Source organism: Vibrio thalassae, from assembly GCF_900089835.1.
Classification (GTDB): Bacteria; Pseudomonadota; Gammaproteobacteria; order Enterobacterales; family Vibrionaceae; genus Vibrio; species Vibrio thalassae.
Map to the genome: position 1 here is coordinate 53,482 of NZ_OANU01000031.1, position 26,814 is coordinate 80,295.

The 26,814-nt window shown below is 44.2% G+C and carries 30 protein-coding genes, 2 tRNA genes and 1 pseudogene; 17 read left to right on the forward strand and 16 right to left on the reverse strand.

Annotation, left to right across the window (positions count from 1 at the left end; translation table 11 throughout):
• The first annotated feature begins 146 nt into the window (after positions 1-146).
• From cysK to crr, 4 genes are all read left to right on the forward strand, one after another.
• Positions 147-1,115 carry a cysteine synthase A gene (gene cysK, locus VTH8203_RS11800; protein WP_006075477.1) on the forward strand — a complete coding sequence of 323 codons (969 nt, stop codon included), beginning with the start codon at positions 147-149 and terminating at the stop codon, positions 1,113-1,115.
• A 298-nt stretch (positions 1,116-1,413) separates the two neighbouring features.
• Positions 1,414-1,671 (forward strand): HPr family phosphocarrier protein, encoded by a 258-nt coding sequence (locus VTH8203_RS11805; RefSeq protein ID WP_006075478.1) that lies wholly within the window; start codon positions 1,414-1,416, stop codon positions 1,669-1,671.
• 136 nt (positions 1,672-1,807) lie between these two features.
• Complete coding sequence (ptsI, locus tag VTH8203_RS11810) at positions 1,808-3,535, forward strand: phosphoenolpyruvate-protein phosphotransferase PtsI (RefSeq protein ID WP_063606128.1); 1,728 nt, start codon at positions 1,808-1,810, stop codon at positions 3,533-3,535.
• Between the two features lie 41 nt (positions 3,536-3,576).
• Positions 3,577-4,086 (forward strand): PTS glucose transporter subunit IIA, encoded by a 510-nt coding sequence (gene crr, locus VTH8203_RS11815; protein WP_096993855.1) that lies wholly within the window; start codon positions 3,577-3,579, stop codon positions 4,084-4,086.
• A 99-nt stretch (positions 4,087-4,185) separates the two neighbouring features.
• On the opposite strand, the gene yfcE is transcribed toward crr, so the two are convergent.
• From yfcE to VTH8203_RS11840, 5 genes are all read right to left on the reverse strand, one after another.
• On the reverse strand, positions 4,186-4,731 hold the full coding sequence (gene yfcE / locus VTH8203_RS11820; protein WP_096993887.1) for a phosphodiesterase: 546 nt from the start codon (positions 4,729-4,731) through the stop codon (positions 4,186-4,188).
• A 62-nt stretch (positions 4,732-4,793) separates the two neighbouring features.
• A complete protein-coding gene (locus VTH8203_RS11825; protein ID WP_096993856.1) occupies positions 4,794-5,198 on the reverse strand; it encodes a CBS domain-containing protein in 405 nt (134 codons plus the stop codon).
• On the reverse strand, positions 5,195-5,545 hold the full coding sequence (locus VTH8203_RS11830) for a P-II family nitrogen regulator (protein ID WP_096993857.1): 351 nt from the start codon (positions 5,543-5,545) through the stop codon (positions 5,195-5,197). The genes VTH8203_RS11825 and VTH8203_RS11830 overlap by 4 nt, the downstream gene beginning before the upstream one ends.
• Positions 5,535-6,344, reverse strand: a complete 810-nt coding sequence (locus VTH8203_RS11835) for a DUF1538 domain-containing protein (RefSeq protein ID WP_096993858.1) — start codon at positions 6,342-6,344, stop codon at positions 5,535-5,537. The genes VTH8203_RS11830 and VTH8203_RS11835 overlap by 11 nt, the downstream gene beginning before the upstream one ends.
• A complete protein-coding gene (locus VTH8203_RS11840; RefSeq protein WP_096993859.1) occupies positions 6,341-7,075 on the reverse strand; it encodes a DUF1538 domain-containing protein in 735 nt (244 codons plus the stop codon). Before VTH8203_RS11840 ends, VTH8203_RS11835 begins: the two co-directional genes overlap by 4 nt.
• Before the next feature lie 234 nt (positions 7,076-7,309).
• Between VTH8203_RS11840 and VTH8203_RS11845 the strand changes: the two genes are divergently transcribed.
• The 5 genes from VTH8203_RS11845 (at position 7,310) to VTH8203_RS11865 (ending at position 11,945) form a co-directional block, all read left to right on the forward strand.
• Positions 7,310-8,224 (forward strand): TIGR01777 family oxidoreductase, encoded by a 915-nt coding sequence (locus VTH8203_RS11845; protein WP_096993860.1) that lies wholly within the window; start codon positions 7,310-7,312, stop codon positions 8,222-8,224.
• 63 nt (positions 8,225-8,287) lie between these two features.
• Positions 8,288-9,115 (forward strand): SDR family oxidoreductase, encoded by an 828-nt coding sequence (locus VTH8203_RS11850; RefSeq protein WP_096993861.1) that lies wholly within the window; start codon positions 8,288-8,290, stop codon positions 9,113-9,115.
• Positions 9,116-9,491: 376 nt separating this feature from the next.
• Positions 9,492-10,346 (forward strand): co-chaperone YbbN, encoded by an 855-nt coding sequence (locus tag VTH8203_RS11855; RefSeq protein WP_096993862.1) that lies wholly within the window; start codon positions 9,492-9,494, stop codon positions 10,344-10,346.
• Positions 10,347-10,560: 214 nt separating this feature from the next.
• Positions 10,561-11,496, forward strand: coding sequence for an SPFH domain-containing protein (locus VTH8203_RS11860; RefSeq protein WP_096993863.1), 936 nt, complete (start codon positions 10,561-10,563; stop codon positions 11,494-11,496).
• On the forward strand, positions 11,493-11,945 hold the full coding sequence (locus VTH8203_RS11865; protein WP_208617742.1) for an NfeD family protein: 453 nt from the start codon (positions 11,493-11,495) through the stop codon (positions 11,943-11,945). Before VTH8203_RS11860 ends, VTH8203_RS11865 begins: the two co-directional genes overlap by 4 nt.
• Positions 11,946-11,997: 52 nt before the next feature.
• Here VTH8203_RS11865 and VTH8203_RS11870 read toward each other — a convergent pair whose 3' ends face one another.
• Positions 11,998-13,191, reverse strand: coding sequence for a DEAD/DEAH box helicase (locus tag VTH8203_RS11870; RefSeq protein WP_096993864.1), 1,194 nt, complete (start codon positions 13,189-13,191; stop codon positions 11,998-12,000).
• Between the two features lie 114 nt (positions 13,192-13,305).
• On the opposite strand from VTH8203_RS11870, the pseudogene VTH8203_RS24765 reads away from it, so the two are divergent.
• A pseudogene (locus tag VTH8203_RS24765) lies at positions 13,306-13,467 on the forward strand (IS5/IS1182 family transposase); the annotation flags it as partial.
• Positions 13,468-13,613: 146 nt separating this feature from the next.
• Here the strand turns inward: VTH8203_RS24765 and VTH8203_RS11880 are convergent.
• The 3 genes from VTH8203_RS11880 to VTH8203_RS11890 all read right to left on the reverse strand — a co-directional run bounded on the left by VTH8203_RS11880 (position 13,614) and on the right by VTH8203_RS11890 (position 14,927).
• Entirely contained in the window at positions 13,614-14,045 is a 432-nt protein-coding gene (locus VTH8203_RS11880; RefSeq protein WP_096993865.1) for a hypothetical protein, read from the reverse strand.
• A gap of 369 nt (positions 14,046-14,414) precedes the next feature.
• A tRNA-Arg gene (locus tag VTH8203_RS11885) sits at positions 14,415-14,491 on the reverse strand.
• 85 nt (positions 14,492-14,576) lie between these two features.
• Positions 14,577-14,927 (reverse strand): hypothetical protein, encoded by a 351-nt coding sequence (locus tag VTH8203_RS11890; protein ID WP_096993866.1) that lies wholly within the window; start codon positions 14,925-14,927, stop codon positions 14,577-14,579.
• A 371-nt stretch (positions 14,928-15,298) separates the two neighbouring features.
• Between VTH8203_RS11890 and VTH8203_RS11895 the strand changes: the two genes are divergently transcribed.
• From VTH8203_RS11895 to VTH8203_RS11905, 3 genes are all read left to right on the forward strand, one after another.
• The gene (locus VTH8203_RS11895) at positions 15,299-15,826 is read left to right on the forward strand and encodes a hypothetical protein (protein WP_096993867.1); all 528 of its coding nucleotides are present in this window, start codon (positions 15,299-15,301) and stop codon (positions 15,824-15,826) included.
• The gene (locus VTH8203_RS11900) at positions 15,792-16,475 is read left to right on the forward strand and encodes a helix-turn-helix transcriptional regulator (protein ID WP_096993868.1); all 684 of its coding nucleotides are present in this window, start codon (positions 15,792-15,794) and stop codon (positions 16,473-16,475) included. Before VTH8203_RS11895 ends, VTH8203_RS11900 begins: the two co-directional genes overlap by 35 nt.
• A gap of 193 nt (positions 16,476-16,668) precedes the next feature.
• Positions 16,669-17,637 (forward strand): hypothetical protein, encoded by a 969-nt coding sequence (locus tag VTH8203_RS11905; protein ID WP_096993869.1) that lies wholly within the window; start codon positions 16,669-16,671, stop codon positions 17,635-17,637.
• 183 nt (positions 17,638-17,820) lie between these two features.
• On the opposite strand, the gene VTH8203_RS11910 is transcribed toward VTH8203_RS11905, so the two are convergent.
• A tRNA-Arg gene (locus VTH8203_RS11910) sits at positions 17,821-17,897 on the reverse strand.
• Positions 17,898-18,102: 205 nt separating this feature from the next.
• On the opposite strand from VTH8203_RS11910, the gene folD reads away from it, so the two are divergent.
• Complete coding sequence (folD, locus tag VTH8203_RS11915) at positions 18,103-18,966, forward strand: bifunctional methylenetetrahydrofolate dehydrogenase/methenyltetrahydrofolate cyclohydrolase FolD (protein WP_096993870.1); 864 nt, start codon at positions 18,103-18,105, stop codon at positions 18,964-18,966.
• Between the two features lie 62 nt (positions 18,967-19,028).
• Here the strand turns inward: folD and VTH8203_RS11920 are convergent, their stop codons facing one another.
• Complete coding sequence (locus VTH8203_RS11920; protein WP_096993871.1) at positions 19,029-20,006, reverse strand: lytic murein transglycosylase; 978 nt, start codon at positions 20,004-20,006, stop codon at positions 19,029-19,031.
• 24 nt (positions 20,007-20,030) lie between these two features.
• Positions 20,031-20,306 (reverse strand): YcgL domain-containing protein, encoded by a 276-nt coding sequence (locus VTH8203_RS11925; RefSeq protein WP_096993872.1) that lies wholly within the window; start codon positions 20,304-20,306, stop codon positions 20,031-20,033.
• A gap of 179 nt (positions 20,307-20,485) precedes the next feature.
• Here VTH8203_RS11925 and minC point away from each other — a divergent pair, with 179 nt between their 5' ends.
• Genes minC through minE form a run of 3 tightly spaced genes read left to right on the forward strand, consistent with a single transcriptional unit; the run spans position 20,486 to position 22,249 of the window.
• Positions 20,486-21,148, forward strand: coding sequence for a septum site-determining protein MinC (minC, locus tag VTH8203_RS11930; protein ID WP_096993873.1), 663 nt, complete (start codon positions 20,486-20,488; stop codon positions 21,146-21,148).
• A 21-nt stretch (positions 21,149-21,169) separates the two neighbouring features.
• Positions 21,170-21,982 (forward strand): septum site-determining protein MinD, encoded by an 813-nt coding sequence (minD, locus tag VTH8203_RS11935; RefSeq protein WP_096993874.1) that lies wholly within the window; start codon positions 21,170-21,172, stop codon positions 21,980-21,982.
• Positions 21,983-21,985: 3 nt separating this feature from the next.
• A complete protein-coding gene (gene minE / locus VTH8203_RS11940; protein ID WP_096993875.1) occupies positions 21,986-22,249 on the forward strand; it encodes a cell division topological specificity factor MinE in 264 nt (87 codons plus the stop codon).
• 39 nt (positions 22,250-22,288) lie between these two features.
• On the opposite strand, the gene rnd is transcribed toward minE, so the two are convergent.
• From rnd to VTH8203_RS11960, 4 genes are all read right to left on the reverse strand, one after another.
• On the reverse strand, positions 22,289-23,407 hold the full coding sequence (gene rnd, locus VTH8203_RS11945; RefSeq protein WP_096993876.1) for a ribonuclease D: 1,119 nt from the start codon (positions 23,405-23,407) through the stop codon (positions 22,289-22,291).
• Between the two features lie 73 nt (positions 23,408-23,480).
• A complete protein-coding gene (gene fadD / locus VTH8203_RS11950; protein ID WP_096993877.1) occupies positions 23,481-25,181 on the reverse strand; it encodes a long-chain-fatty-acid--CoA ligase FadD in 1,701 nt (566 codons plus the stop codon).
• A 167-nt stretch (positions 25,182-25,348) separates the two neighbouring features.
• On the reverse strand, positions 25,349-26,170 hold the full coding sequence (locus tag VTH8203_RS11955; RefSeq protein WP_096993889.1) for an alpha/beta fold hydrolase: 822 nt from the start codon (positions 26,168-26,170) through the stop codon (positions 25,349-25,351).
• Between the two features lie 47 nt (positions 26,171-26,217).
• A complete protein-coding gene (locus VTH8203_RS11960; protein ID WP_096993878.1) occupies positions 26,218-26,778 on the reverse strand; it encodes a Slp family lipoprotein in 561 nt (186 codons plus the stop codon).
• Between the last annotated feature and the right edge of the window lie 36 nt (positions 26,779-26,814).

Consider the following 26,814-nt stretch of genomic DNA (forward strand, 5'->3'; position numbering starts at 1 on the left):
TTTCTATCTAAAATACAAGTTGAAAAAACGGTCTCATAAACTTTCTTCCATAATATATAACTATTTGGTTCTTTTCCCTTGCCAAACAAAATCATATTCTTAACTGGTAATCAATAACCACCACGGTTGAATGAAGGAACATTATAATGAGCAAGATTTACGAAGATAATTCACTGACAATTGGTAACACCCCTCTAGTTCGCCTAAACAAAGTAAGTAATGGTAACGTGCTTGCTAAAGTTGAAGCACGCAACCCAAGCTTCAGTGTTAAGTGCCGTATCGGTGCAAACATGATCTGGGAAGCGGAAAAAGACGGTCGTCTAAAAGCAGGCGTAGAGCTAGTTGAGCCAACCAGTGGTAACACAGGTATTGCTCTTGCTTTCGTTGCAGCTGCACGCGGCTACAAACTCACACTTACTATGCCTGAGTCTATGAGTCTTGAGCGTCGTAAGCTTCTTAAGGCACTAGGTGCTAACCTTGAACTCACAGAAGCAGCGAAAGGTATGAAAGGGGCTATCGCTAAGGCAGAAGAAATTGTCGCTTCAAACCCAGAAAAGTATCTATTACTTCAACAATTCAACAACCCAGCAAACCCAGCTATTCATGAAAAGACAACGGGGCCGGAGATCTGGGAAGCAACGGATGGTGAAATCGACGTATTCGTCGCTGGTGTAGGTACAGGTGGTACTATCACAGGTACTAGCCGCTATATTAAGGGTGAAAAAGGTAAAGCAATTGTTTCAGTTGCCGTTGAGCCAGCAGAATCGCCGGTCATTTCTCAAGTGCTAGCAGGTCAAGAGATCCAACCAGCTCCTCACAAAATCCAAGGCATCGGTGCAGGATTTATCCCAGAGAACTTGGATCTTGAGCTCGTTGACCGTGTTGAACTGGTTACTTCTGAAGAAGCCATCGAAATGGCGCGCCGTCTAATGGAAGAAGAAGGGATCCTAGCTGGCATCTCATCAGGCGCAGCCGTTGTAGCGGCTAACAAGCTTGCTGAACTTCCTGAATTCAAAGGAAAAACCATTGTCACCGTACTTCCGAGTTCAGGTGAACGTTACCTAAGTTCTGCATTGTTTGCCGGTATATTTACTGACAAAGAGATTCAACAGTAATATGTTGCCAAATCAATTTTTGCACGAAAAAAGCCCCTTTAAGGGGCTTTTTTGTTGAAACTCTGTCAGCCTTTGGTAATATCAGGTCAGTTTTATTTTAAGCCGAAAAATAAATAGGCTAATTACAGAATTTCGTAAGACAGGTATACAGCGAAGACTGCAAACTTGTCCTACAATTCTAGACCGACACAATTCTTAACAGTTATGACTTTCGCACTATAGCGAGGCGTAACATTTAACGATAAGCTTGGTTTGGTTTAGAAACTAAACATAAAATAAATCAATTGGGGTATAAAAAATGTACGAGAAGCAAGTAGAAATCACAGCAGAAAACGGCCTTCACACTCGTCCGGCTGCTCAGTTTGTTAAAGAAGCAAAAGCATTTGACGCTGACATCACTGTGGCTACTAACGGCAAAAGCGCTAGCGCGAAAAGCCTATTCAAACTACAAACTCTAGGTCTAGTTAAAGGCACTACTATCACAATCTCTGCTGAAGGCCCACAAGCTCAACAAGCAGTTGACCACCTAGTAGCTCTAATCCCTGAGCTTCACTAATAGACCAGTTCCTCTTAAAGCCATTTTGTGAAAACAGAATGGCTTTATTGGAAATAGCTCAAGCTATCAGCTACACATAATTAGTAGCTAATAACTATCCAATCTTTAATACACTAGACCACATAAAGGTAAAGCTATGATTTCAGGCATCCTAGCATCTCCTGGTATTGCTATTGGTAAAGCACTACTACTTCAAGAAGACGAGATTGTTCTAAACACGTCGACCATTTCAGATGACCAAGTTGAAGCAGAAGTTGCGCGTTTCTTTGACGCTCGCAACAAATCAGCTCAACAACTGGAAGTTGTTAAGCAGAAAGCGCTTGAAACTTTTGGTGAAGAGAAAGAGGCTATCTTCGAAGGCCATATCATGCTTCTTGAAGATGAAGAGCTAGAAGAGGAAATCCTAGCACTCATCAAAAAAGACAAACTATCTGCAGACAACGCGATTCACACAGTAATCGAAGAGCAAGCGACTGCACTAGAATCTCTAGATGACGAATACCTTAAAGAACGTGCAACTGATATCCGTGATATCGGTACTCGTTTCGTTAAGAACGCACTAGGCATCAACATCGTTTCACTAGGTGATATCGATGAAGAAGTTATCCTAGTTGCTTACGACCTGACTCCATCTGAAACGGCACAGATCAACCTTGATTACGTGCTAGGTTTCGCATGTGACATCGGCGGTCGTACTTCGCACACTTCTATCATGGCACGTTCACTAGAACTTCCTGCGATTGTTGGTACTAACGACATCACTAAGAAAGTGAACAACGGCGACATGTTGGTTCTTGACGCGATGAACAACAAGATCATCGTAAACCCAACTCAAGCTCAGATTGACGAAGCGAAAGCGGTACGTGAAGCGTTCCTTGCAGAAAAAGAGGAACTAGCAAAACTTAAAGACCTACCAGCAGAAACTCTAGACGGCCACCGTGTAGAAGTTTGCGGTAACATCGGTACAGTGAAAGACTGCGATGGCATCAACCGTAACGGCGGTGAAGGTGTTGGTCTGTATCGTACAGAATTCCTATTCATGGACCGTACTGCTCTTCCTACTGAAGAAGAACAGTATCAAGCTTACAAAGAAGTTGCGGAAGCAATGCACGGTCACGCGGTAATTATCCGTACTATGGATATCGGTGGTGATAAAGATCTACCTTACCTAGACCTTCCAGAAGAGATGAACCCATTCCTTGGTTGGCGTGCAGTTCGTATCAGCTTGGATCGTCGTGAAATCCTTCGTGACCAGCTACGTGGTATCCTACGTGCATCAGCACACGGTAAGCTGCGCATCATGTTCCCAATGATCATCTCTGTAGAAGAGATTCGTGAACTGAAAGCTGCTATCGAAGAGTACAAAGCAGAACTTCGTGCTGAAGGTCTAGCATTTGACGAAAACATCGAAATCGGTGTAATGGTTGAAACTCCTGCTGCGGCAGCGATTGCTCACCACCTAGCGAAAGAAGTTTCGTTCTTTAGTATTGGTACTAACGACTTAACTCAGTATACTCTAGCAGTAGACCGTGGTAATGAGCTTATTTCTCACCTATACAACCCACTTTCACCTGCTGTACTTACAGTAATTAAGCAAGTGATCGACGCTTCGCATAAAGAAGGTAAGTGGACTGGTATGTGTGGTGAGCTTGCTGGCGACGAGCGTGCGACTCTACTTCTACTGGGCATGGGCCTAGATGAGTTTAGTATGAGCGGTATTTCAATTCCTAAGGTTAAGAAAGTAATCCGCAACGCTAACTTCGCAGAAGTAAAAGCAATGGCTGATGAAGCGCTAGAAATGGCGACTGCTGCAGAAATTGAGGCACACGTCGAAAAATTTATCGCAGAAAAGACAAACTGCTAATATAATTGAGCAGAACAAAATCAAACCTTTAGGAGCACAACATGGGTCTGTTTGACAAACTGAAGAAGCTAGTATCTGACGACAGCGCTGACACTGGTGCAATCGAAATTATCGCCCCTCTTTCTGGTGAAATTGTAAACATCGAAGATGTGCCAGACGTCGTATTTGCTGAGAAAATCGTTGGTGACGGTATTGCAATCAAGCCAGCTGGTGACAAGATGGTAGCTCCTGTTAACGGTACTATCGGTAAGATCTTTGAGACGAACCACGCGTTCTCTATCGAGTCTGACGACGGCATCGAGCTATTTGTTCACTTCGGTATCGACACTGTTGAACTGAAAGGTGAAGGCTTCAAGCGTATCGCTGAAGAAGGCCAGTCAGTGAAAGCAGGTGACACTATCATCGAATTCGACCTAGCACTTCTTGAAGAGAAAGCTAAGTCAACGCTAACTCCTGTTGTTATCTCTAACATGGACGAAATCAAAGAGCTGAACAAGCTTTCTGGTTCTGTTACTGTTGGTGAAACGCCGGTACTACGCGTAACTAAGTAATTAGTTAATCTCGACGTAGAAAAAACGCAGCCTTGGCTGCGTTTTTTTATGTCTTGTCTTTCCTGCTGCTGCCTCACCCATACCCTTGTATGCGCTTATTTACAGCGAAATGGACGCTAGAACTTCTCCTGAGAAGGTGTGAGCGCTTAAAGTCGTCTCCTCAAGTAATCCATAGCTCGCGGCATAACCATTTCTTGGGAAGGTAATGGAACCGGGGTTGAATATGATTTGCTCTCCTTGCCACTCCGCAACCGGTATATGTGTGTGCCCATGCGCAATCACATCACCTCGCTTCAAAGCAGGTCGTTTCTCAGCGTTGTACAGATGCCCATGGGTTAGGAACAGTCGTTGTCCATTAGCAAGCATAACCCATGCGTAGTCAGCCATCATAGGAAACGCCAACAGCATTTGGTCCACTTCACTATCACAGTTCCCTCTCACAGCAATAATACTGTCACTGTGTGCATTCAAGAGCTCTGCAACTTTCGGAGGGTTATAACTTTCAGGCACTGGATTTCTTGGGCCATGATTGAGGACATCGCCTAAAATCACCAAATGTTCAGCGCCCGAACTAAGATATGCGGCTAAAACCTGTTCGGTGGCATCGAGGCTACCGTGCAAATCGGAAGCAAAAAATAGTTTCACTGGTTTATCTCCACCATTCATGTTGACGGTATTGTAACTCAGCTAATTATGATTCGCCTGCTTCATTCCTCTCTCGCCATACCATTCACAACAATGTTGTTATAGCTCACCATCCCGATGACTTTTCCATTCTCGATAACGGGAGCTCGACTGATCCCAAAGCGCTCAAATAAACGCGCGCAGTACTTCACATCCATATTTGGGTCAACAGATAACGCTGGTTTAGTCATGATCTCGTAGATATTGGTTCGCTCGGACGAGCGGTTTTTAGCGAGCACTTTTTTGGCAATATCATTCATCAAAACAATACCGTATTCGTCATCATCGTGACGCTTTTCGACAACGAGTGCTTTTACTTGATGTTTCCGCGCCAACACTATGCCTTCATGGACGGTTTTCAGTCCATCGACCATCACATAGCTATTCGCCATTACATCGCGTACACAGACTTTCTCCTGTCGGTTCATAACTCATCCTCTACCACTTTGGTTAATGTCTCTACTTGATGGGCCACACCCACCGCATCTTCAATATCAATTTGCACCGCGATCCCTTGCCCAGATGTTTGGTCAAACTCTCCAACTTGATTGATGGTTTCTAATATGTGCCGTGAAAGGTGTTCCTCAACCACAAACAACAACACATCTCTTTGCACCTCTAGGGTTAAACCAAAGAAAGTGTGCTTTTTATTTAGCCCTTCACCTCGAGCGTTGGTAATGACTGTCGCTCCTGTTGCCCCTGCGGTGCGAGCCGCATCGAGTACAGAATCTTTTTTACTTTCTTCTACAAATGCAAGAATGAGCTTAAAGCGCATTGTTTTTCTCCTTCGATGCAAGATCGCGCTGCATGAAACGTTGACTCAAAAATTGAGTTAGCTGTGCATACGCCATCACAGAAATAATTGGAAACAAGCTCGCAAAGGCGATCAGACCGAATCCATCTATCATTGGATTTCGTCCAGGTACCGTTGATGCCAGCCCCAAACCTAATGCAGTCACTAACGGAACTGTGACGGTGGAAGTAGTGACGCCACCGGAGTCATAGGCTAACGGAATAATAAACTTGGGAGCAAAATAGGTTTGAATAACAACTAGGATATAGCCAACAATAATGTAGTAATGGATAGGGTCTCCCACAACAATACGGTAGCTGCCCAAGGAAATTCCCACTGCTACACCCAGCGCTACAGCGATTCTGAGCCCATTCACCGAAATCGCGCCGGCTGATACTTGATTAGCTTTAAGCGCAACGGCAAGAAGTGACGGCTCTGCTATCGTCGTACTAAAACCAATGCAAAAAGCAAAGAGATAGACCCAGTAGTAGTCTATCCATTCCAATGACTCGCCCAAGGTTAACTTGGACTCTTGAAGAAACTCTGGTGCGGTTAATTGCATTGCCATTGTTTCGCCGAGCGGGAAAAGTGCCAACTCTAATCCAACTAAAAACAAACTTAGACCTAGAATCACGTAGCCAAAGCCAAGCAGTACTTTAAGAGGGTTGGTTATAGGTTTCTTTAATATGGCAAACTGGAAACCGAAAATGATCACCATAATTGGTGTGACATCACGAACCGTCAATAGCAGCGTAGTAAGAAATTCTAAGACGATGTTCATACCGCAATCATCCCGTACACCATGACAAACATCATCGGTAACAATGAAGCGAACGCAATAAGGCCGAAACCATCCAACATCGGATTTCGTCCTTTAATAGTACTCGCCAACCCCACCCCAAGTGCAGTGACTAAAGGCACGGTTATTGTTGATGTTGTCACTCCACCTGAATCGTAAGCCACACCGATAATGTATTCTGGCGCAAATCCGGTCAGGATGACGACACCAATATAACCACCAATAATCATCCATTGAATAGGCCAACCCTTAAGGATACGAAGCACCCCTAATACGATGGCTAACCCTACCGAGATTGCGACTGAGAGACGCAAACCGTCCGCATAGCTTTGCATCGATTCGTCAGTCATAGCAATCATCCCGCCCTCTGCAGCAACCTCGGCGGCTTCAGCAGAGACAGCCGTTAACGCAGGCTCCGCTATCGTGGTTCCAAAACCCAAACAGAATGAAAATACCATTAACCACAAGACGCTCCCCTTTCGAGCAAAGGACTGAGCCATCGACTCACCGATAGGAAAGAGTCCCATCTCTAATCCAAAAACAAAGAAAGTTAGCCCTAGAACCACCAGCAAGAGACCAAATAGGATAGAAACAACATTTGGAAGGGGCTCTTGCAAAACTACTAATTGAAAGAACAGTACTACCAGAACGATGGGTAATAAGTCTTTGAAGCTGTTTACCATCGAATGAAGAAGAGCTTTCAACCCTTGCATCGCTTAACTCCATTTCCCTTTGTTCATTTTATAATGGCATAAAATCGATGTAAGAATATGTGACAATATGAGCAATAGTGTGTGAAGTTTAATTCAATCAATGATTGTGTGATTAGCCCATCACACTCTCTAGCAACATCAACGTTAGTGAATACTCTAATTCATTGCTATATTTACTAATTCAAACACTTAGTCAGATCGGTAAGTTATCCATTACTGAGGAGAAGGACAGAGATGAATTTGCTTGTAACAGGTGGCACAGGTTTTATTGGTAAAGAGCTGCTTAAGCACCTAACGACCTACTCCATCACTCTTCTAACCCGCGATGAACAAACAGCGAGACAAACTCTGCATCACACGGATTGTGGAAATATTCGTTACGTGAATTCCTTAAGTGGTTTTGATGACCTCAATGAGTTTGACGCCATCATCAACCTTGCCGGAGAACCCATTGCAGATAAGCGATGGAGTGAAGCGCAAAAAAAACGCATTTGTGAGAGTCGCTGGAAAACAACAGAAACCTTAGTTGAGTTGATTAATGCCAGTAACGAGCCTCCCACTGTTTTCATCAGTGGTTCCGCGGTGGGCTACTACGGTGATCAGCAAGATCACCCTTTCGACGAAAGTCTGCATGTCAGTCAAGACTCATTTGCACACCATGTTTGTGAGCGTTGGGAACAGATTGCCTTGCGAGCACAATCGGAACAAACTCGCGTATGCTTGCTACGCACTGGTGTGGTGCTTGGTGGAGGGGGGGGAGCATTGGCCAAAATGATGTTGCCATACAAACTTGGTCTGGGGGGGCCAATTGGCAATGGACAACAATATATGCCGTGGATCCATATCCTCGACATGGCGCGCGCTATCGTTTACCTACTTGAGACCGAGCATGCCAGTGGACCCTACAATTTCTGCGCGCCTCACGCCGTTACTAACGCGAATTTCAGTAAGGCTTTGGCGAGCGCCCTGCATCGACCTCATTTCTTAATGACACCAAAGTGGGCCATTAAACTGGCGATGGGAGAGTCATCCTGTTTGCTACTAGATAGTACCCGAGCAAAACCGAAGAAGCTTACCGAGATTGGCTTTAATTTTTCTTTCCCGCACGTAGATTCTGCTCTAATAAATATCGTGGCAAACTGTCGCTAGACCTCCCCTACCATTAGCGTTAACCTTAACCTGAAGGAAATATATCATAGGGTTAGCGCTACAATGGGAAAAGCCATACTTATCACTGGATGCTCCACTGGCATCGGTTACGTCGCCGCACATGAGCTGCAAAAACGAGGCTACAAAGTCATCGCTTCATGCCGTGACCAACAGGATGTCGACAGACTCAACCAAGAAGGGTTAACCTGTATACAGCTCGACCTCACCGATGAAAAGAGTATTAAATCCGCGGTTCAAAAAGCGCTTATTCTCTGTGAAGGTGATCTCTATGCGTTGTTTAACAACGGTGCTTATGGTCAACCTGGAGCGTTAGAGGACTTACCTACGGAAGCACTAAGAGCGCAATTTGAAGCCAACTTTTTTGGTTGGCATGAGTTAACCAAACAAGTGCTACCCATAATGAGAAAACTGGGACGTGGGCGAATCGTTCAAAACAGCTCCGTCTTGGGGTTTGCCGCAATGAAGTATAGAGGCGCTTACAATGCGTCTAAGTTTGCTCTCGAAGGCTGGACGGATACGCTCAGACTCGAATTGCACCAAACCAACATCAAGGTCTCCTTGATAGAGCCAGGGCCTATTGAGACCCGTTTTAGAGCTAACGCAAAGTCCGCCTTCTTAAAGTGGATCGACATCAATACTAGTGTGCATACAACGCATTACCAACAACAGCTAAGCCGATTAGCTGCCAAAGGCTCCAATAATCAGTTCGTACTCCCCCCCGAATCTTGCGTGGTACCACTGATTGACGCGCTTGAATCTAATCACCCCAAATTACGTTATCGCGTGACCACACCAACCAAAGTATTCGCTGTACTAAAACGCCTTCTGCCAGGCAAATGGTTAGACCCCATTTTGCGAAAAGCCGCATAAAAAACGATCATTTGTAATTTTAGTGTCACATATGAAGGATATATTGCTAAGCGTAGTTAAATACCAGAGACGAAACCATACCCTACAAAATTTGGAATAATCTCTCTAACACCTTGCTCACAGCGATATTTATTTGGAATTCTAAAAATGACGCTAAATCAGCTAAACTGGCTGGCTGTGGGTGTAACACTTGCATACTTTGTAATGTTTTAAACACCTTCGCTTGCTGAATTTCTGAAATCCATAAACGCCGCGCTCGATAGCGCGGCGTTTTGGTATCTAAATTCTGTAATCTCTTCTACACACCTTGATTTTTGATTCACCAATACCAATCTTGAAAAGAGAACAACGCGAATCACTTAATAAGGATAATTCAATGCAACCAGCGTACATTGTTGATTTAAATGAGCAAAACTTCCGAGAAGTCCTCGAAGGCTCAATGAACTCCCCAGTGCTGATCCATTTTTGGGCACCAATGAGTCAAGAGAGTGCTCAGTTAATTCCTGCTTTGAAGGCATTAACAGAACAATACGCCGGCGCCTATACACTGGCATTACTCAATTGTGAAGAGCAACAAGCGATTGCTGGACAGTTCGGTGTTCAAGCACTGCCGACCATTGCATTATTCGTGAATGGACAGCCTGTCGATGGACTGGGTGGTCCACAACCCATTGAGGCAGTCAAAGCAATGCTAGGCAAACATCTTCCTAGTGAAGATGAACTCAACGCCCTCAAAGCGTTAGAGTTATCACAGCAAGGTGAGTTTGAAGCCGCTATTGCTGCGTTTGGAACGCTTTCCGATGAGTACCAAGCCAAAGGTGAAATCAAACTAGCAATGGCGAATTGCTTACTTGAGACCAATCAATTTGAACGTGCAGAGCAAGTACTCAACACCATTCCAATGGAATACAAAGACAACCACTACAAGAGCCTAGTGGCGAAATTGGAACTACATAAACAAGCAGCGGATAGTCCTGAGATTCAATCTTTAGAAGCGGCGTTACAAGCTAACCCTGACGATCTTAAACTGGTCGCAGAGCTCGGTCTTCAATACCATCAAGTAAATCGTGATGAAGAAGCTCTCGCACTGATCTGGACGCCACTAAGTCGCAACTTGAATGCCCTTGATGGCGAACTGAAGAAAGCCTTTATGGATATCCTTTCTGCACTTGGGCAAGGAAACCCTGTCGCTGCGAAATATCGCCGTCAGCTGTACTCACTGCTGTACTAAATTCTGTATTAAGCACTCATGAGAAAAGGGAAGCGCTGGCTTCCCTTTTCTGTTTTATGCCAGCTATTCTACTTAACTACTCAATCCGCTCCGATCTAACTTCATGATAAATTAAATGATTACTCGTCGAAAAAATACATACCTTTACACGGCATTGCCTTAACAACGCGATATACTAGTTAGGATTGTACATTTTTAATACAAGGATAGACTCATGAATATTGATGCAATGGTCACCATCGGCGGTTTCATTCTAGTTGCCATTATTTTTATTGTCGCTGGGGTCAAAACGGTACCACAAGCAAACAATTGGACCGTAGAACGATTTGGCCGCTACACCCATACTTTAAAACCTGGGCTGAACATGATTATCCCTTTTATTGATTCCATTGGTAGCAAAATCAATATGATGGAAAGAGTTCTCGATATTCCGCCACAAGAGGTCATTTCCAAAGATAATGCCAACGTAGTCATTGATGCGGTGTGCTTTGTCCAAGTTATCGACGCGGCTAAAGCCGCCTATGAAGTCAACGATCTGGAGCACGCGATTCGCAACCTCACATTAACCAATATGCGTACTGTTCTCGGTTCAATGGAGTTGGATGAAATGCTGAGTCGACGCGACTCTATCAATACCAAACTGCTTGCGATTGTCGATGAAGCGACTAACGCATGGGGCGTCAAAGTCACTCGTATTGAAATCCGCGACGTCCAGCCACCAGCCGACCTAACCGCAGCAATGAATGCACAAATGAAAGCAGAACGTAATAAACGTGCTGACATCTTAGAAGCCGAGGGTGTGCGACAAGCAGAAATCCTTAAAGCCGAGGGACACAAGCAATCTGAAATTCTTAAAGCCGAAGGTGAAAAACAGGCTGCTATACTTCAAGCAGAAGCACGTGAGCGTGCCGCAGAAGCGGAAGCTAAAGCGACTGAAATGGTGTCAACTGCCATTGCTCAAGGCGATATGCAAGCGGTGAATTACTTTATCGCACAAGGCTATACCGAAGCGCTTAAATCGATTGGTCAGGCAGAAAATGGCAAAATTATTATGTTGCCGATAGAAGCGACGGGACTAATGGGGTCTGTTGCAGGTATTGCCGAAATGTTTAATCAGTCAAAATCTCAACCAAAGAAGGATAACGCGTGATAGAACTGCTTAGCCAAGTCAATTACTGGCACTGGTTGGCTCTAGGGTTATTATTGCTGTGCGGCGAGCTACTTGGCACAGCCGGCTATATGCTTTGGATTGGTATCGCAGCAATGTTGGTGGGTATTGTGCTCGCCTTCATCCCTATCAGTTGGCAACTGCAATGGGTGAGTTTTGGCGTGTTTGCGCTGGCCTTGACTTGGCTGTGGTGGCGTAAACAACACCGAGTTGATAAGCAGTCGGATAAGCAGCGAAGCCTAAATCAGAAAGACAAACAGCTAATAGGTCAAACTTCAGTGTTGGAGCAAGACATTACCAGAGGAAAATGTCGAATCAAACTGGGCGATACTTCATGGTCCGCCTACTCTGACTCAGATTTACCGAGCGGCACGTTAGTCAAAGTGATAGATGTCGATGGTATAACCCTACTCATTGAAAAAGCGGAATAAAACAAAATAGACACCTCAGTCGGTGTCTATTTTTTGGTATTTCTAAGCGAGGTTAGCGCTCTTCTTCACGCCTGTGCTTGGGGACATAATTAAGGATAGAGATCGGTACTGGCTTTCTTGGGACAAAACCCTCAATTTCAACTCGCTCAAGCAAGTGACCTAGACGGCTTTCTATCATACACAGGTTTTTGAAGTTGTCTTTTGATACCAACGACACCGCTTCGCCCGCCGCATCGGCACGGCCTGTCCGCCCGATTCGGTGGACATATTCGTCGGCAGGATAAGGTAAATCGTAATTGATCACCGCTGGTAAGTTTTCAATATCAATACCACGAGCTGCTACACCCGTTGCCACCAAAAATTGAATCTCACCGGCTTTGAATGACTCGATAAGTTGCTGGCGAACTTTTTGGTTACGACCACTATGGAAGGCTTCAGCGGCAATACCACGTTTTTCCAATTGGCTGACAAGCTTAGCAGCGCCATGCTTGGTTTCAATAAAAATAAGCGCCTGTTTCCATTGATTCTGTTGCAATAAATGACTCAACAACGAGGATTTCATGTCTTTATCCACGGTGATGATCCACTGCTTAATGTTACTCTTTGACGCACTGTGCTTGGTAATAGAAATTTCTTCTGGGTTGTCTAACGCAGATTTTGCAAGATCGCGGACAGGATTAGACAATGTCGCAGAGAACAATAAGCTTTGAGCGTCTTCTGGTACACGAGCAATAATCTTATTGATCGCTTCAATAAAGCCCATGTCCAACATTTTATCAGCTTCATCCAACACCAAGGTTTCCACTTCATCAAAGTGAATCGCACGCTGGCCGTAAAGATCTATCAAACGGCCTGGAGTCGCTATAACAATATCCACCCCATCAATCAAGGCTTGCTTTTGCGGCGCGTAATCTACTCCACCAAACATCGCCATCGATTTTATAGACGTAAACTGCGCATAGGCCTCAATACTCTGGTTCACCTGCAGTGCCAACTCACGCGTCGGCGTTAAAATGATCGCTCGTGCACGCTTTTTGCGCTCGGTATTGCCAGTACTCAGTCTCTCTAAAATAGGCAACACAAAACTGGCTGTTTTACCCGTTCCGGTTTGCGCCGCAGCGATAAGATTGCTGCCTTTCAAAACAATAGGAATCGCCTTAGCCTGGATTGTTGTTGGTTTTTGATAACCAACCTTGTTGATAGCATCTAGTAATGGTTGGCTTAACCCTAGTTTAGAAAAGGACATGGTGAACTCTCTTAAAGATGAAATGGTCGGTAGTGTAGCAGATATACGTCCATAAAACGCAAAAGCCAATAACTCAAATAGCTATAAAAGTGCCAAAATAAAAGTTATATAGAGCGACATGGCTATCATAAACGCTCTTTCTCAAAGAAGGCAATGTAGCGAGTAAAACCACTTCTGGATGGGAAGTTAAGCCCAAGAAATTACTATGCTCAGCTTGGTGAGACTTACGCTATGCTCAGAGCGCTGAACCAGCTTACAGGGCTAGGTATGTCTTAAATTCAGTGTGTTGTTTAAGTTGAACAACACAAGTTACTGTGTTTTCTCACCGAATTAAGCAACAAAACCATGACTATTAAGGATGTTGTAAGTACGATTCCGCCCTGCACTACTAAAGTGGTATAAAGGCGGTACGCCATAACACATTAATAGAAGGTAACCTTCGCGTTATATTCTACTTGGTTGTCATCACCGTAATAGTTTTTATAGTAATTGACGGTAAAATAAATAGGCTTATCCTTTTTAACCTTTTCTTCTATTTTTTTAGCTAGGTTTTCAATAGACTGAAAAGCGTATACATGGAAAGTATAACCTGGCTTCAGGTTCATCTCTTTAGCTTGTTTACTCGTAATATAAGTTTCACGATAAATTGGTGCTAAGTACGAATCGAACTGTTGTCTAACATCATCACCATCCGAAATCTCATACCCGAAGTCATTAACAACTACTTTGGTAGTTTGTAATGATTTCATAGATGCATCCATGGTCGCTTGGTCTGAATTTTGTGTTGTAGAACAAGCGACAATTAGCGTAGAAAAAGACACGAGCATCATAAGTTTCAAAATAGATTCATACATGTTTAACCTCATACTTTTGATATAGTGTTAATCCAATCATTAGTCAGCATATTACTAACGGATAAAGTATAGGTAAGATTATATTTAGTGCCATGCCGTAACGTTGAATTGGGGCAATTAGTTTAGAAGCTCATAAGTACCAAAACCATTAGAAGCGCCACATACAATTTCCGAATACGGCTCTAACTAATTGTTCTGCTGTATCATTACATAACAATGTCGGAGCAGAATATAACGAGAAAACGTAGAAGCTACTCTCTAGTGTTTACCGCTAAAGTTGATAAAACGGTCACTAAGCACGTAGGCACGTCTCTCGACAGAAATGCAAAAAGGGTTAGCAAGTGCTTACCTGCTAACCCCAAAAAATAATGGCACGCCCTGTAGGATTCGAACCTACGACCACATCCTTAGAAGGGACGTGCTCTATCCAGCTGAGCTAAGGGCGCATCTTGACTGGACCAACAGTCCTGGAGCAGGGATTGTATAAGAGTGGACCAGATAACTCAACCAGTTAGTTACCGATCTATGCTATCAATAGTTAGCAAACACCTTCAAATAGCACAAACGAATACCATGACGCAGAAAAGGTTCCTGCAGTTTCTTGATAACTTGCCCTCGAATACATGGCGTCAGTAGTCCTATCGCAACATCTGAACTTGGGTAATCGCTTTTTATTCGTATTATTTTCTCTACCAAGCATTCATATTCATCATCAAACTCGGCAACAAATACATCAAAAACAAATGTCCTCCCCTGTGGCGTAACCCCAGACAGAAATGGCGCACCTTCAACTAAATCCGCGTTAATAAAAACATTATAGTTCAACGTTTGCAAATCACTCGCTATAAAATTCGCGAAACGAAATTGCTGTTCCGCTTTCATTCATCACCTCTTTATATCGCTTCTGATAACTAGAATAATAAATAGCGGAGACCATTTTATCTCCCCTGAACAGGGGGGAGAAGAAAAACATGTGAAAAGACAACGTGTAGCAAAACCATGCCCCTCAAGGCCTGATTCAATGACTCATGCCATTATCAGAGTTAATTCACAAAAATCTCAATTATGAAACAGATGTCACACTAATAGATGTGAGTATGGTCAAAAGATCGGCATTTCATCAAGTTGAATATTTAATATAGTAGTACGTGATTTCCCCACTATTAATTTTGTTACCAGCAAAAGTGGTTCTTGATGTGTTGAATTGGACTCGATGTCTTCGCTGGTGTCACTAAGGATGACTAAGTACTACTATGGACACTATTGAAAAAGCCTCACTGCTGCGTTTCAGTGAGTTAATCGAGTTACTCTACCAAGCATCAACGCATCCTCATGGGTTTCAGCCATTTTTGGAGCTACCCGTGTCGGAATTCAATTTAGCGGATGTCGCTCTTCATATTCACAATACGACCAGTAATGCCGTAGAAGCGGCTTGGATTGCAGGTCCCAAGACCGATGTCCTTATTGAGTTTGTTGAAAACAACCTTGAAGAAGGTAACTACATTCACGACTATATTGATAACGCTCCGCCAAGTCGCTTTTATACACTGTTAGGTGATATAGGCCGACGTGATTCCCAATATCTAACACCTCGTCAAAAATTGGTCGATAAATGGTTTGACGATAACCAGATGCTCGACGTTTCCTCGGCTGTGATTAGCAGATTAGAGAACCAGATCGCCATGTTTAGCATGCATCGCGATATAAGCGCCCAAGCATTCTCACGAGACGATGTGCTGATCTTAAATGAGCTCATTCCCCCACATTCAACGCGCGTTTAGCCTTTACCAGCAATTTAAAGACATTCGCAATGAAACCGCTAACTTACATCACTTAATAGCTCAACTTCCCCATGGTGCCTTATTGTATGACAGCAAAGGAGCACTGCTCTGTGTAAACCAAAAAGCGATCGAACTGGGCGAGCTTCATGATGACTTAGAGGTGAGCCAGCAACGTTTTTCCATCAAAGACATCTCTGTGAAATGTGAATATAATGCCAACCTCTTTACCGTGTTAAAGCGCGGCGAAAACAGCAACCTCGCTTGCAAAGTGACTCATCTTTCCAACAAACTTTCACCGATCACTATTCTAATGGTTCCTATCGGTATCGAACATCCTGTAACCCATCAAGATCATTCGATGCTTAAAGACTATGAAATAGGCGCCATCGTCTACCTTTACGACCAACAGCATCCCATACATGTCAATCCAGAGTTTCTCAAAGCGATTTTCGGCCTGACTGATGCGGAAACTGAGGTGTGTGAACTCATCGCCAGTGGCTATACCCGTAATGAAATTGCCGCTCTTTTAGAGCGCTCCACCCACACGATTAAAGACCATATTAAATCGATATTCATCAAAACCGGCAGCCATTCCCAGTCTGACTTAATAGCAACATTGCTGACTAGTCCTGTCTACCCCCCCTCATAGGGGATAGGTTATTTGTGGTGAGTTTTGTAGTTTTTAACGCAACCTTTACGGTTAAAAAAACACACTAACAACATTTACAAAGGGAATTGTCATGTCTACTCGAGCGAGAAAAGGGCTTTTGGCCCCCTCACTATTGGCTATTTTTCTAGTTGGCTGTAATTAAGATTCATCGGACGGTAATGCGGGCGATGCGTTGGGCAGCAGTCAACTTGAGTTATCCACACTATCTACCTGCTCATTCGATGATCCTGTTGACCCGACAGAGGATGAGTACCGAGCCGCTGTTGCAGCGTGCTCATCTTCCGGCAGTCAAAATGCCCAAGCTCAGAATGCCTCCGTTCAAAGTACCCTAGCTAAAGATACGACGTACTTCAGAATTAACAGTAAAGGACAAGTTAAGTCATTCAAAGCTCAAAGTGATGGGAAGTTTATCTATCATTACATTGGTGCGGGTGGTGAGTCAGGCACTACCAGTGAGCCCAATGGTTCGACCCGCTTTGATTGGCAGAATTCCAATGACGGTTATATTCTCGTTAATGTTATTGATGAGGATGCGCAATCAATATCAGCACTCATCTATGAATATTACTTTGACGACGACACGTCGCAATACGAGAGCACGTATTACAGCTCCTTATTTGCCAAGGCTTATACGCCAGTACAATGCACACAGCGCGACAACCCTGACTTTGAAGACAACCTTACCGATGAACATGCGGTCACAAAAACCGAGTTAGACACGATTATCAGCGACCAGTGCAGAGTAACGCTAGGTGGCCGATACGCCAAATTCGATGAAGCAAGATTGATAAAAGCACAAGATGTCTATAGTGGCGATGGTGACGGCGATTATGAGCGCTTTGTATTTGACAATACGCCTAGCTCAGTCAACACAGGGTGGTATGAGTTTGAAATACGCGATAAAGATGATGTTTCGGGCAGTTCTGGGGAATGGAAAGTCAATGACGATGGTGCGTTGCTGCTGACTCTTACCGAGGCAGGCATAGAATATGAACATCAGCTTTATATTCCGGCGACCGATGGTTTTACGACCATGGTGAAAGTATTTACAACGTCTGATGAATATATAAATCAGGGTTTTGCAGCAGATGTGGGGTCATTAAGCTCTTTGGTCATGTACTCTCAAGAGCCCGACTTCTAAGTCTTCCAAACTTCAAACAATAAAGAGTAATCAAGCTTAGCTGGTTACTCTTTTGCCATTTATAACCAGTGGAACAACTAAAACGATAATATCGAGATAACCGCTCAACAATGTTAAGAGCAACACTAAATCAGCTAGCTAACAGGGAAAAACTGACGGAGATTGAATAGCAAGAGAGGAGAATGGCACGCCCTGTAGGATTCGAACCTACGACCACATCCTTAGAAGGGACGTGCTCTATCCAGCTGAGCTAAGGGCGCGCTATAGGGAAAGGATTATACGAGTTAAGACTGGTAAATCAATGGCTTTGTGACTCATACTGGTTTAAGTGCCCAAAAAAAAGTCAATAGTCCAATAAAAGCTGAAAAACAGACCAATGCAAACGTTTGCGCTGTAGCTTTTGAAATAATTTTCTGGGACAATGCACACAAAAATAACAGCCAATTAACTTTCTCAAGGAAAATTATGTCTGCTCAAAACATTGACGGGAAACTTATTTCTCAAACCGTACGCTCTGAAGTTGCTGCTCGTGTTAAAGCGAGAACGGATGCAGGGTTAAGAGCGCCGGGACTCGCAGTCGTTTTAGTCGGTGAAGACCCAGCGTCACAAGTTTATGTGGGTAGTAAGCGCCGTGCTTGTGAGGAAGTTGGCTTTGTTTCTAAATCCTTCGACCTGCCAGCCAATGCCAGTGAAGCTCAATTGCTCGCTCTCGTTGATGAGTTAAACGAAGACCCAGAAGTCGATGGCATTTTGGTTCAATTGCCTTTACCAGCGGGTATTGACACTACACACGTCTTAGAGCGCATTACGCCAGAAAAAGACGTGGATGGATTCCACCCTTATAACGTAGGTCGCCTAGCGCAACGAATTCCTAAACTACGCTCCTGCACGCCTAAAGGCATTATCACGCTTTTAGACCGTTACAACATCCCAACGCGAGGCAAACATGCCGTGATCGTTGGCGCGTCTAATATCGTTGGTCGCCCAATGACCTTAGAATTGCTGCTTGCCGGATGCACCACAACAACCTGTCACCGATTTACCAAAGATCTTGAAAGCCATGTTCGTCAAGCGGATATCGTCGTTGTCGCCGTGGGAAAACCAAACTTTGTTCCTGGCAATTGGATTAAAAAAGGGGCGGTAGTGGTCGATGTAGGTATCAACCGCCTAGAGAATGGCACCTTAGTCGGTGACGTGGAATACGATGTAGCAAGAGAAAATGCCAGCTTCATCACCCCGGTTCCAGGTGGTGTCGGACCGATGACCGTTGCAAGCTTGATTGAAAACACCATGATTGCCTGCGAGCAATTCCATACTGCGAAAGACTGATCATTAATCGGTACTTAGATTTCTCTAAAAGGACTGGCGTCAAAAACGCCAGTCCTTTTTATTTAATCCATAGCAATACGATCAGCGAGATGACTGACTGCAAGAGCAAAGTAGTACGAACGATTCCACTTCATCAGCACGTTGTAATTGTTGTACACCAAATATACACGACCATTCTCATCGTCAGGCATGATAAGCCAAGCTTTGACGTCCTCATCTAACTGAGGCAGCGGTCGACCATCGTAACGAGTCACACCAAGTTGACTCCACTCTTTAAGATACTTACCTTTCTCAGCCTCGCGGCCTTGCAGATCAGGTGAAATACCGTGCGGTACTTTAACTTGACGGCCCCAAGTATATTTATCATCCCAACCAGATTGCGCGAGATAGTTTGCGGTTGAAGCAAATACATCGGCTTCACTGTCCCAAATATCCTTTTTGCCGTCGCCATTACCATCCGCCGCAAAGTTTAAAAACGAACTGGGCATAAACTGGCTTTGACCCATAGCCCCTGCCCATGAACCTTTCATCTCATCAGGAGCAATATGCCCTTGCTGAAGAATTTGCAGCGCTGCCAGAGCCTCTTTACGAAAGAAAGCTTCACGACGTCCTTCATAAGCGAGTGTCGATAAAGCGTCGATGACACGATAATTACCGGTAAAGCGTCCAAAATTACTCTCTACTCCCCAAAGCGCGACAATAAATCTCGGTTGCACACCGTATTCGTCACCGATACGTTTTAGTTCAGCGTAGTGCTTTTTGTGCAGTTCCTTCGCTTGCTTCACTTTCCAATCAGGCACCGCTCTTGGAATGTATTCGTCCAGCGTTAGCTTCTTTTCAGGTTGGTTACGGTCAGCAGTGACAGCTCTCGGCTTATACTCGACACCTTTAAATGCCTCAGTAAGAATTTGTTCAGAGATACCTTGTTGACGTGCCTCTTCTTTAAGCCCGGCAACGTACTCTTCAAACGTTCCTTTTTCTTGCGCGACTGCGCTTGTGGCTAGGCTAACTCCTAGCATAGCTGACAATAATCTTTTCACCGTGCCCTCCCCTGAGCATCTAGGCTATTTTTGCTGAGCTTTTTGCTCTTTATATTTCTCTAATAGATTTTCTGGTGGTGGCGGCAACTGTAAGAAAAAACCCTCACTCTCAATGGAAGTTTTGACTTTCTCTACATCCACTTGCGCAAGTGTACGCTTTGCCAAATTAACCACCATTACCATAACTGGCTTTCCAAACATCTGCATCAGAGCGTCTGGAACGGGTGAAAAATCATCTTTCTTGGCGATATACAGATACGCCCCTTCTTTTTTCGTGCTTTTATAGATAGAACAAAGCATTGATATATCTCTTTATGTCACCAATCTTCTCAGCGGGAAGAAAGTATTTGGTTAGTTTATGGAAAATTGAGAGTTAATTATCCATTTGAGTGCAAGATAGCTTGCTGTATGTAGTGTGGAAATATAACATGATTATCCTATTTAAAAGCAATGTCATTGGCACAAGGATTTGATCAGCAATGTCTCAAGCCCCAGATCTGAAAGGCAGTAGCTTCACCCTATCGGTGTTGCATCTTTCTGACAACGATGTTTCTAAAGCCGTTCACTTTTTGCAAGAAAAAGTCTCACTAGCTCCGACGTTTTTTGCCTCGGCTCCTGTGGTTCTAAACATCAGTAAAGTTGACGGTGATATCAACTTCCTAGACCTAAAACTTGGCGTTGAAGAGCTTGGTATGATTCCAGTTGGCATCACAGGTTGCCAAGACAAACGCACACAAAATCTCGCCATAGCCGCCGGCTTTGCCGTAATGACGGCCAGCAAAGCGCCCTCTCAGGCACCCGCTAAGATGGAGCCGACCATGATTGTGCGCACGCCTGTGCGTTCTGGTCAGCAAATCTATGCCAAAAACAGAGATCTTGTGGTGTTAAACCATGTGAGCGCAGGTGCTGAAGTCATTTCAGACGGCACGATTCACATCCATGGCACACTTCGAGGCCGTGCCATCGCTGGAGCAAGTGGCTCTAGTGAGGCAAAAATACTATGTAATGACTTACAAGCTGAGCTAGTTTCTATCGCGGGAAACTATTGGCTTAGCGATCAGATCGAACGTGAATATTGGGGTAAAAAGGTAATGTTTGGTATGACCAACGACCAACTCGATTTCGAAACCCTCACGATATAATAATTTAAAGGAAAACAGATAATGGCACGCATTATTGTTGTAACGTCAGGTAAAGGTGGCGTTGGCAAAACCACTTCCAGTGCAGCGATCGCTTCTGGCCTTGCATTGAAAGGTAAGAAAACCGCAGTCATCGACTTTGATATCGGTTTGCGTAACCTAGACTTGATCATGGGGTGTGAGCGTCGTGTCGTGTATGACTTTGTTAATGTCATCAATGGCGAAGCAACACTAAACCAAGCAATGATCAAAGATAAGCGTACTGACAACCTGTTTATCCTGCCTGCCTCGCAAACTCGAGATAAAGATGCCTTGACTAAAGAAGGAGTTCGCCGAGTATTAGATGAACTTGATGCTATGGGCTTTGATTTCGTTATCTGTGATTCACCAGCAGGTATTGAGCAAGGTGCATTAATGGCGCTTTATTTTGCGGACGAAGCGATTGTTACCACCAACCCTGAAGTGTCCTCGGTTCGTGACTCAGACCGTATTCTTGGCATCTTAGATTCGAAATCTCGCCGCGCAGAAGAGAGCCTAGAGCCTGTAAAACAACATCTATTATTAACTCGTTACAACCCTGCTCGTGTAGCTCAAGGTGAAATGCTCTCGGTAGAAGATGTGGAAGAGATCCTGCATATTTCTCTACTTGGTGTCATTCCAGAAAGCCAAGCGGTCCTTAATGCATCAAACAAAGGTATACCGGTTATTTTTGACAACGAGTCAGACGCGGGTCTTGCTTACGCAGACACCGTAGACCGCCTACTGGGCGAACAAGTTGATTTCCGCTTCTTAACGGAGCAGAAGAAAGGTATTTTCAAACGTCTATTCGGGGGTTAATCCATGTCATTACTTGAGTTTTTCCGCCCGCAAAAAAAGACGTCAGCCAACCTAGCGAAAGAGCGCTTACAAATTATTGTTGCAGAGCGTCGCAGCGAAGGTTCTCCATCACCTTCCTATCTTCCGCAATTGAAAGAAGACATCTTAAAAGTCATCGCTAAATACGTCGACGTTGACCCATCAATGGTGGATCTCTCGTTTGAACACAAAGACGATGACATTTCAGTACTTGAACTGAATATCCAACTGCCAGAAGAAGATAAATAATCGAACAAAAAATGGCTCGCAACTGCGAGCCATTTTTTGTTAATCCATAATTTTATCTAGATTTTGACCGAATAACTCCAGCCTCCATCCTTGCATCACATCAGGCAATCTCGCAGGATCGCGATCGTACTTCCAAATCCACGAGAGGTATTGATTCAATTGCTTCTTAGATGCCAAAAACTCTGTCGCTAACCCACTGTGTTGAGCGGCTTTTTTCACTTCATCTTTGAGCTTTTTGAATACCTGCTTGTAACCTGGAAAATCCATTAGACGTTCAATTTTGTCTGGATGCTCATCCTCAGGTAGTTGCTGTGCGTGTTTAACTATCGCCGCAATTCGCTCACCATGACGACGAATGGCACGTGGATCCACACCCTCTTCTTCCATCTGCTTTGGCTTTTTAAGTGCATAACGCGCAATACTCCAAAGCTCTTGCTCTTTGATAACAAAGTTAAGTGCTAGGTCACGCTTTAATGCTTCGTTCATTCGCCAGGTTGCGAGCGGTTTAAGAATGGCCAGTTGCTTACGTTTTAATTGCCAAGCACCTTTAATCTCTAGATAAGCCTTCTCAGGGTTTGGCGTCTTGCCCCTTTTTTGCATCAACAAATCAGACTCTTGCTGTGCGGCGTCCCACCAATCTTTTGCTTCCACTTGTGCAAACAGTTTGAAATAAAGAGGCCATAGATAATAGACGTCAGCCGCGGCATAATCCAATTGCTTATCCGTCAGCGGACGAGCTACCCAATCTGCTCGAGACTCACTTTTATCAAGCTCTACTCCAAGATATTCATCAACCAGCGCCGCAAATCCTGTCGATAAACCATGCCCTAGAAAAGCCGCCATGATTTGCGTATCGACCATTGGAAATGGCATACAACCGAAACTATTAACGAACACTTCCAAGTCTTCGCCACAAGCATGCAGTACTTTCAGTACAGAAGTATCTTTGAGTAGTTCGATAAAAGGTGTGAAATCACTAATAGTCAATGGATCGATAAGTGACAGTTGCTCACCATCGTAAAGTTGGATCAGGCCCAATTTCGGATAGAAAGTACGGATACGTACAAACTCGGTATCCAACATTACCACATCGGACTCTCGAGCCTTGCTACATACCGACTCTAGCTCGGCCAACTCTGTTACTATTTGATATTCCACTCAGTCTCTCTTAAAAAACAATGCCAGCTTTAAGGGCTGGCATTCTAGCATTGATTGTAATCAAAGGTTAACGTTAAACCGCTTTTTCTGAGGTTTTGGTCAACTTGGCATCGTTCTCTTCACGAAGCACACGACGCAATATTTTACCCACATTTGTCTTTGGCAAGTCTTCTCTAAACTCTACACGCTTAGGAATCTTATAACCTGTCAAGTGCTTACGACAGTGGTCAATGATTTCGTCTTTGGTCAATGACGAGTCTTTCTTCACCACAAATACTTTCACAACCTCACCGGAAGCCTCATTCGCTTCACCGATCGCGGCGACTTCCAGAACCTTGTCGTTCAACGCAATAACATCTTCGATTTCGTTCGGATACACGTTAAAGCCAGAGACCAAAATCATGTCCTTTTTACGGTCAACGATATGTAAGAAGCCTTCTTCATCGAATTGAACGATATCACCCGTCGACAACCAACCTTCTTGATTGATGACTTCTTTCGTTGCTTCTGCACGCTGCCAGTAACCTTGCATCACTTGAGGTCCACGAACTTGTAGCTCTCCTTTGGAGTCATCCGTCACTGGGTTACCATCTTCATCAACAATACGCACTTCCGTGGACGGAACTGGCAATCCAATAGAGCCATTGTATTCAGATAGATCGTGTGGATACGCCGCAACAAGTGGTGAACACTCTGTGAGACCATACCCTTCAAGCAACAAGCAGCCTGTGGTTTTTTTCCACTGTTCCGCTACAGCGCGTTGAACCGCCATGCCTCCGCCTACCGACAATCTCAAGCCTCGGAAATCTAACTCGTGGAAATCTTCGTTGTGAATCAGAGCATTAAATAGTGTGTTTACACCGGTAATGGCAGTAAATGGGTACTTTTGTAGCTCTTTCACAAATCCAGGAATATCACGAGGGTTAGTGATAAGCAGGTTTTGACCGCCCATTTCGATAAATAATAAACAGTTAACTGTCAGTGCAAAAACGTGGTACAGCGGGAGCGCTGTCACCACCAATTCACGGCCTTCTTTCAAGACAGGCGCATACATGCCTTTAGCTTGCATTACGTTGGCAATCATATTGCGATGCGTCAAAATTGCACCTTTTGCCACGCCTGTCGTACCACCGGTGTACTGTAAAAATGCGATATCATCGCCCGTCATAAACGGCTTCACATATTGTAAACGGCGGCCTTTATGCAGCGCTTTTCGGAATGAAATCGCCCCAGGCAGATCATACTTAGGCACCATACCTTTGACGTATTTCACGACAAAGTCGACCACCGTACCTTTCGCTCTTGGTAACATTTGACCAAGGCTGGTGAGTACCACGTGTTTGATTGGCGTGTTCTCAACTACTTGTTCGAGCGTGCTAGCAAAGTTGGAGACGATAATAATAGCTTTCGCATCCGCATCGTTTAACTGGTGCTCTAACTCACGCGGTGTATACAGAGGATTAACATTGACCGCAATCAAGCCAGCACGTAAAACGCCAAATAGAGCAACCGGATATTGCAGCAAGTTAGGCATCATGATCGCGACACGATCACCCTTTTTCAGCTTTAACTCGTTTTGTAGGTAAGCTGCAAAAGCTCGACTGCGTTCTTCCAGTTTACGAAATGTCATCACCGAACCCATGTTAACAAAGGCTGGCTGATCAGCGAATTTGTGCACTGATTGTTCGAACATTTCAACTAAAGAAGGATACTGGTCCGGATTAATCTGTTCCGGCACATCACTTGGGTATCGCGAAAGCCAAGGTTTATCCACAATTATACTCCTTGCGTGTAAGGTCACTCTTTCGTATTCATAGACTGGCAGTGAAATCCGTGTAGAGTTTAAAAACTTGTTAACACTTCAAATCTCTATGAATGTTTATTATTCCTGCTATTACAACACAGCAGACCAGTTTGCGCACGAAAGACTCAAACACTTGTTTAATTTTTGTTAACTAGTCCAAGTATTAGCTCAAATACCTTTTGGGGCGACTCTAAATGGCAATGGTGATCGCCTTCGACCATTTCTATCTGCGCATCGACAAGAAACGATAAGATTTGAGGGTTCTGTAAATAGTGATAACCACGCTGCCCCAAAATCACTAAATGAGGAACAGTAATCGCTGACATTATGGCTTGTGCTTGTTCTTGCGTCATTCGATAGACCGACTCGCACTTGAGCTTACTGTCATGACGCCAAAACCACTGACCATCAATCAACTGTAAGTCACGCTCAACAATTGGAAGGACGGTTTCTTCCCTCAACTTTGTTGCTCGCATCCTCATTTTTATCGCGCCTTGTTTGGAAGGAATGGCACGCGGAAATTTTTCTCGCCAATGCTCACGACTTTCAATGCCGTTTCTTAGTCGCTCTGCGCTCTGTTCTGGGGATTCAGATAGAGGGACATGCGCTTCGATTTGAACTAATCCTGCGACTTTTTCAGGAAAGGCAGCACTATAGCAACTCGCGATTAATGCACCAAGCGAATGTCCCACTAGGTAGACATCAACTGCTTTAAGTTTAACCAAAATACGGTGCAGATCGTCGATATAGTCATGAAAGTTGTAAAAATGGTGGGCAGATTTGTGTGTCGAGTGCCCATGCCCGGGCAAATCAATGGCAATCACTCGCCAAGATAAATCGTGTTCTTCCACTTGCTTCATTACAGCGTGAAAACTGGCAGCGTTATCCATCCAGCCATGAATAAAAACGACCGTCTTAACGGCCGTTGTTGTCTGTTGCACTTCAAGATAGGCCACCATTCGATCATCTATCTTAATTTGCTTTGCAGCAATATTCGTTCGCAATACTACCTAACCTCTTTGATGACTCGGCCTGAACTCGTCCCGCCGTAATAATAGAAGCCATCGCAATAATAACCCCAACATGGTCCAGGGCCATAACCACCAAAGTCACGATTAATGATCAATCGTTCTTCCACTCGCCATAAGTAGTTACCATAGGCTTTGATGACTGGAAAGTCTCCCTCATAATCACCGATACGACCACGCTCCGTTCCTGCTTTATAACCACCAACAGTGACCAGACGCCCTTGAGCATAGGTAATAGGATCAACAAATCCCTCTACATAAGCGATAAATCGACCATTTGGTTCGACAGAAATGTCTGGTTTACCATATTTATCAATAGGTAAGTTTACAATTTCAATACGAGTTTTATCTGGCAAATTCTTAACAGTGTCGATCACACCACCCAAGCGAACTTCAGTCTCATCAGAGGCATCCATCACTTGCTGATAACTAGACACTACGTTTTCATTTGATGTTGCTAATGAATCCGGCAGACTTCCACACGCAGACAGCACGACACTCAGGGCCACTAAACTGCTCAATTTTACTAGTGTTTTCATAAATGAGGCACCTTGTTGATGTAAATAACTCTTATT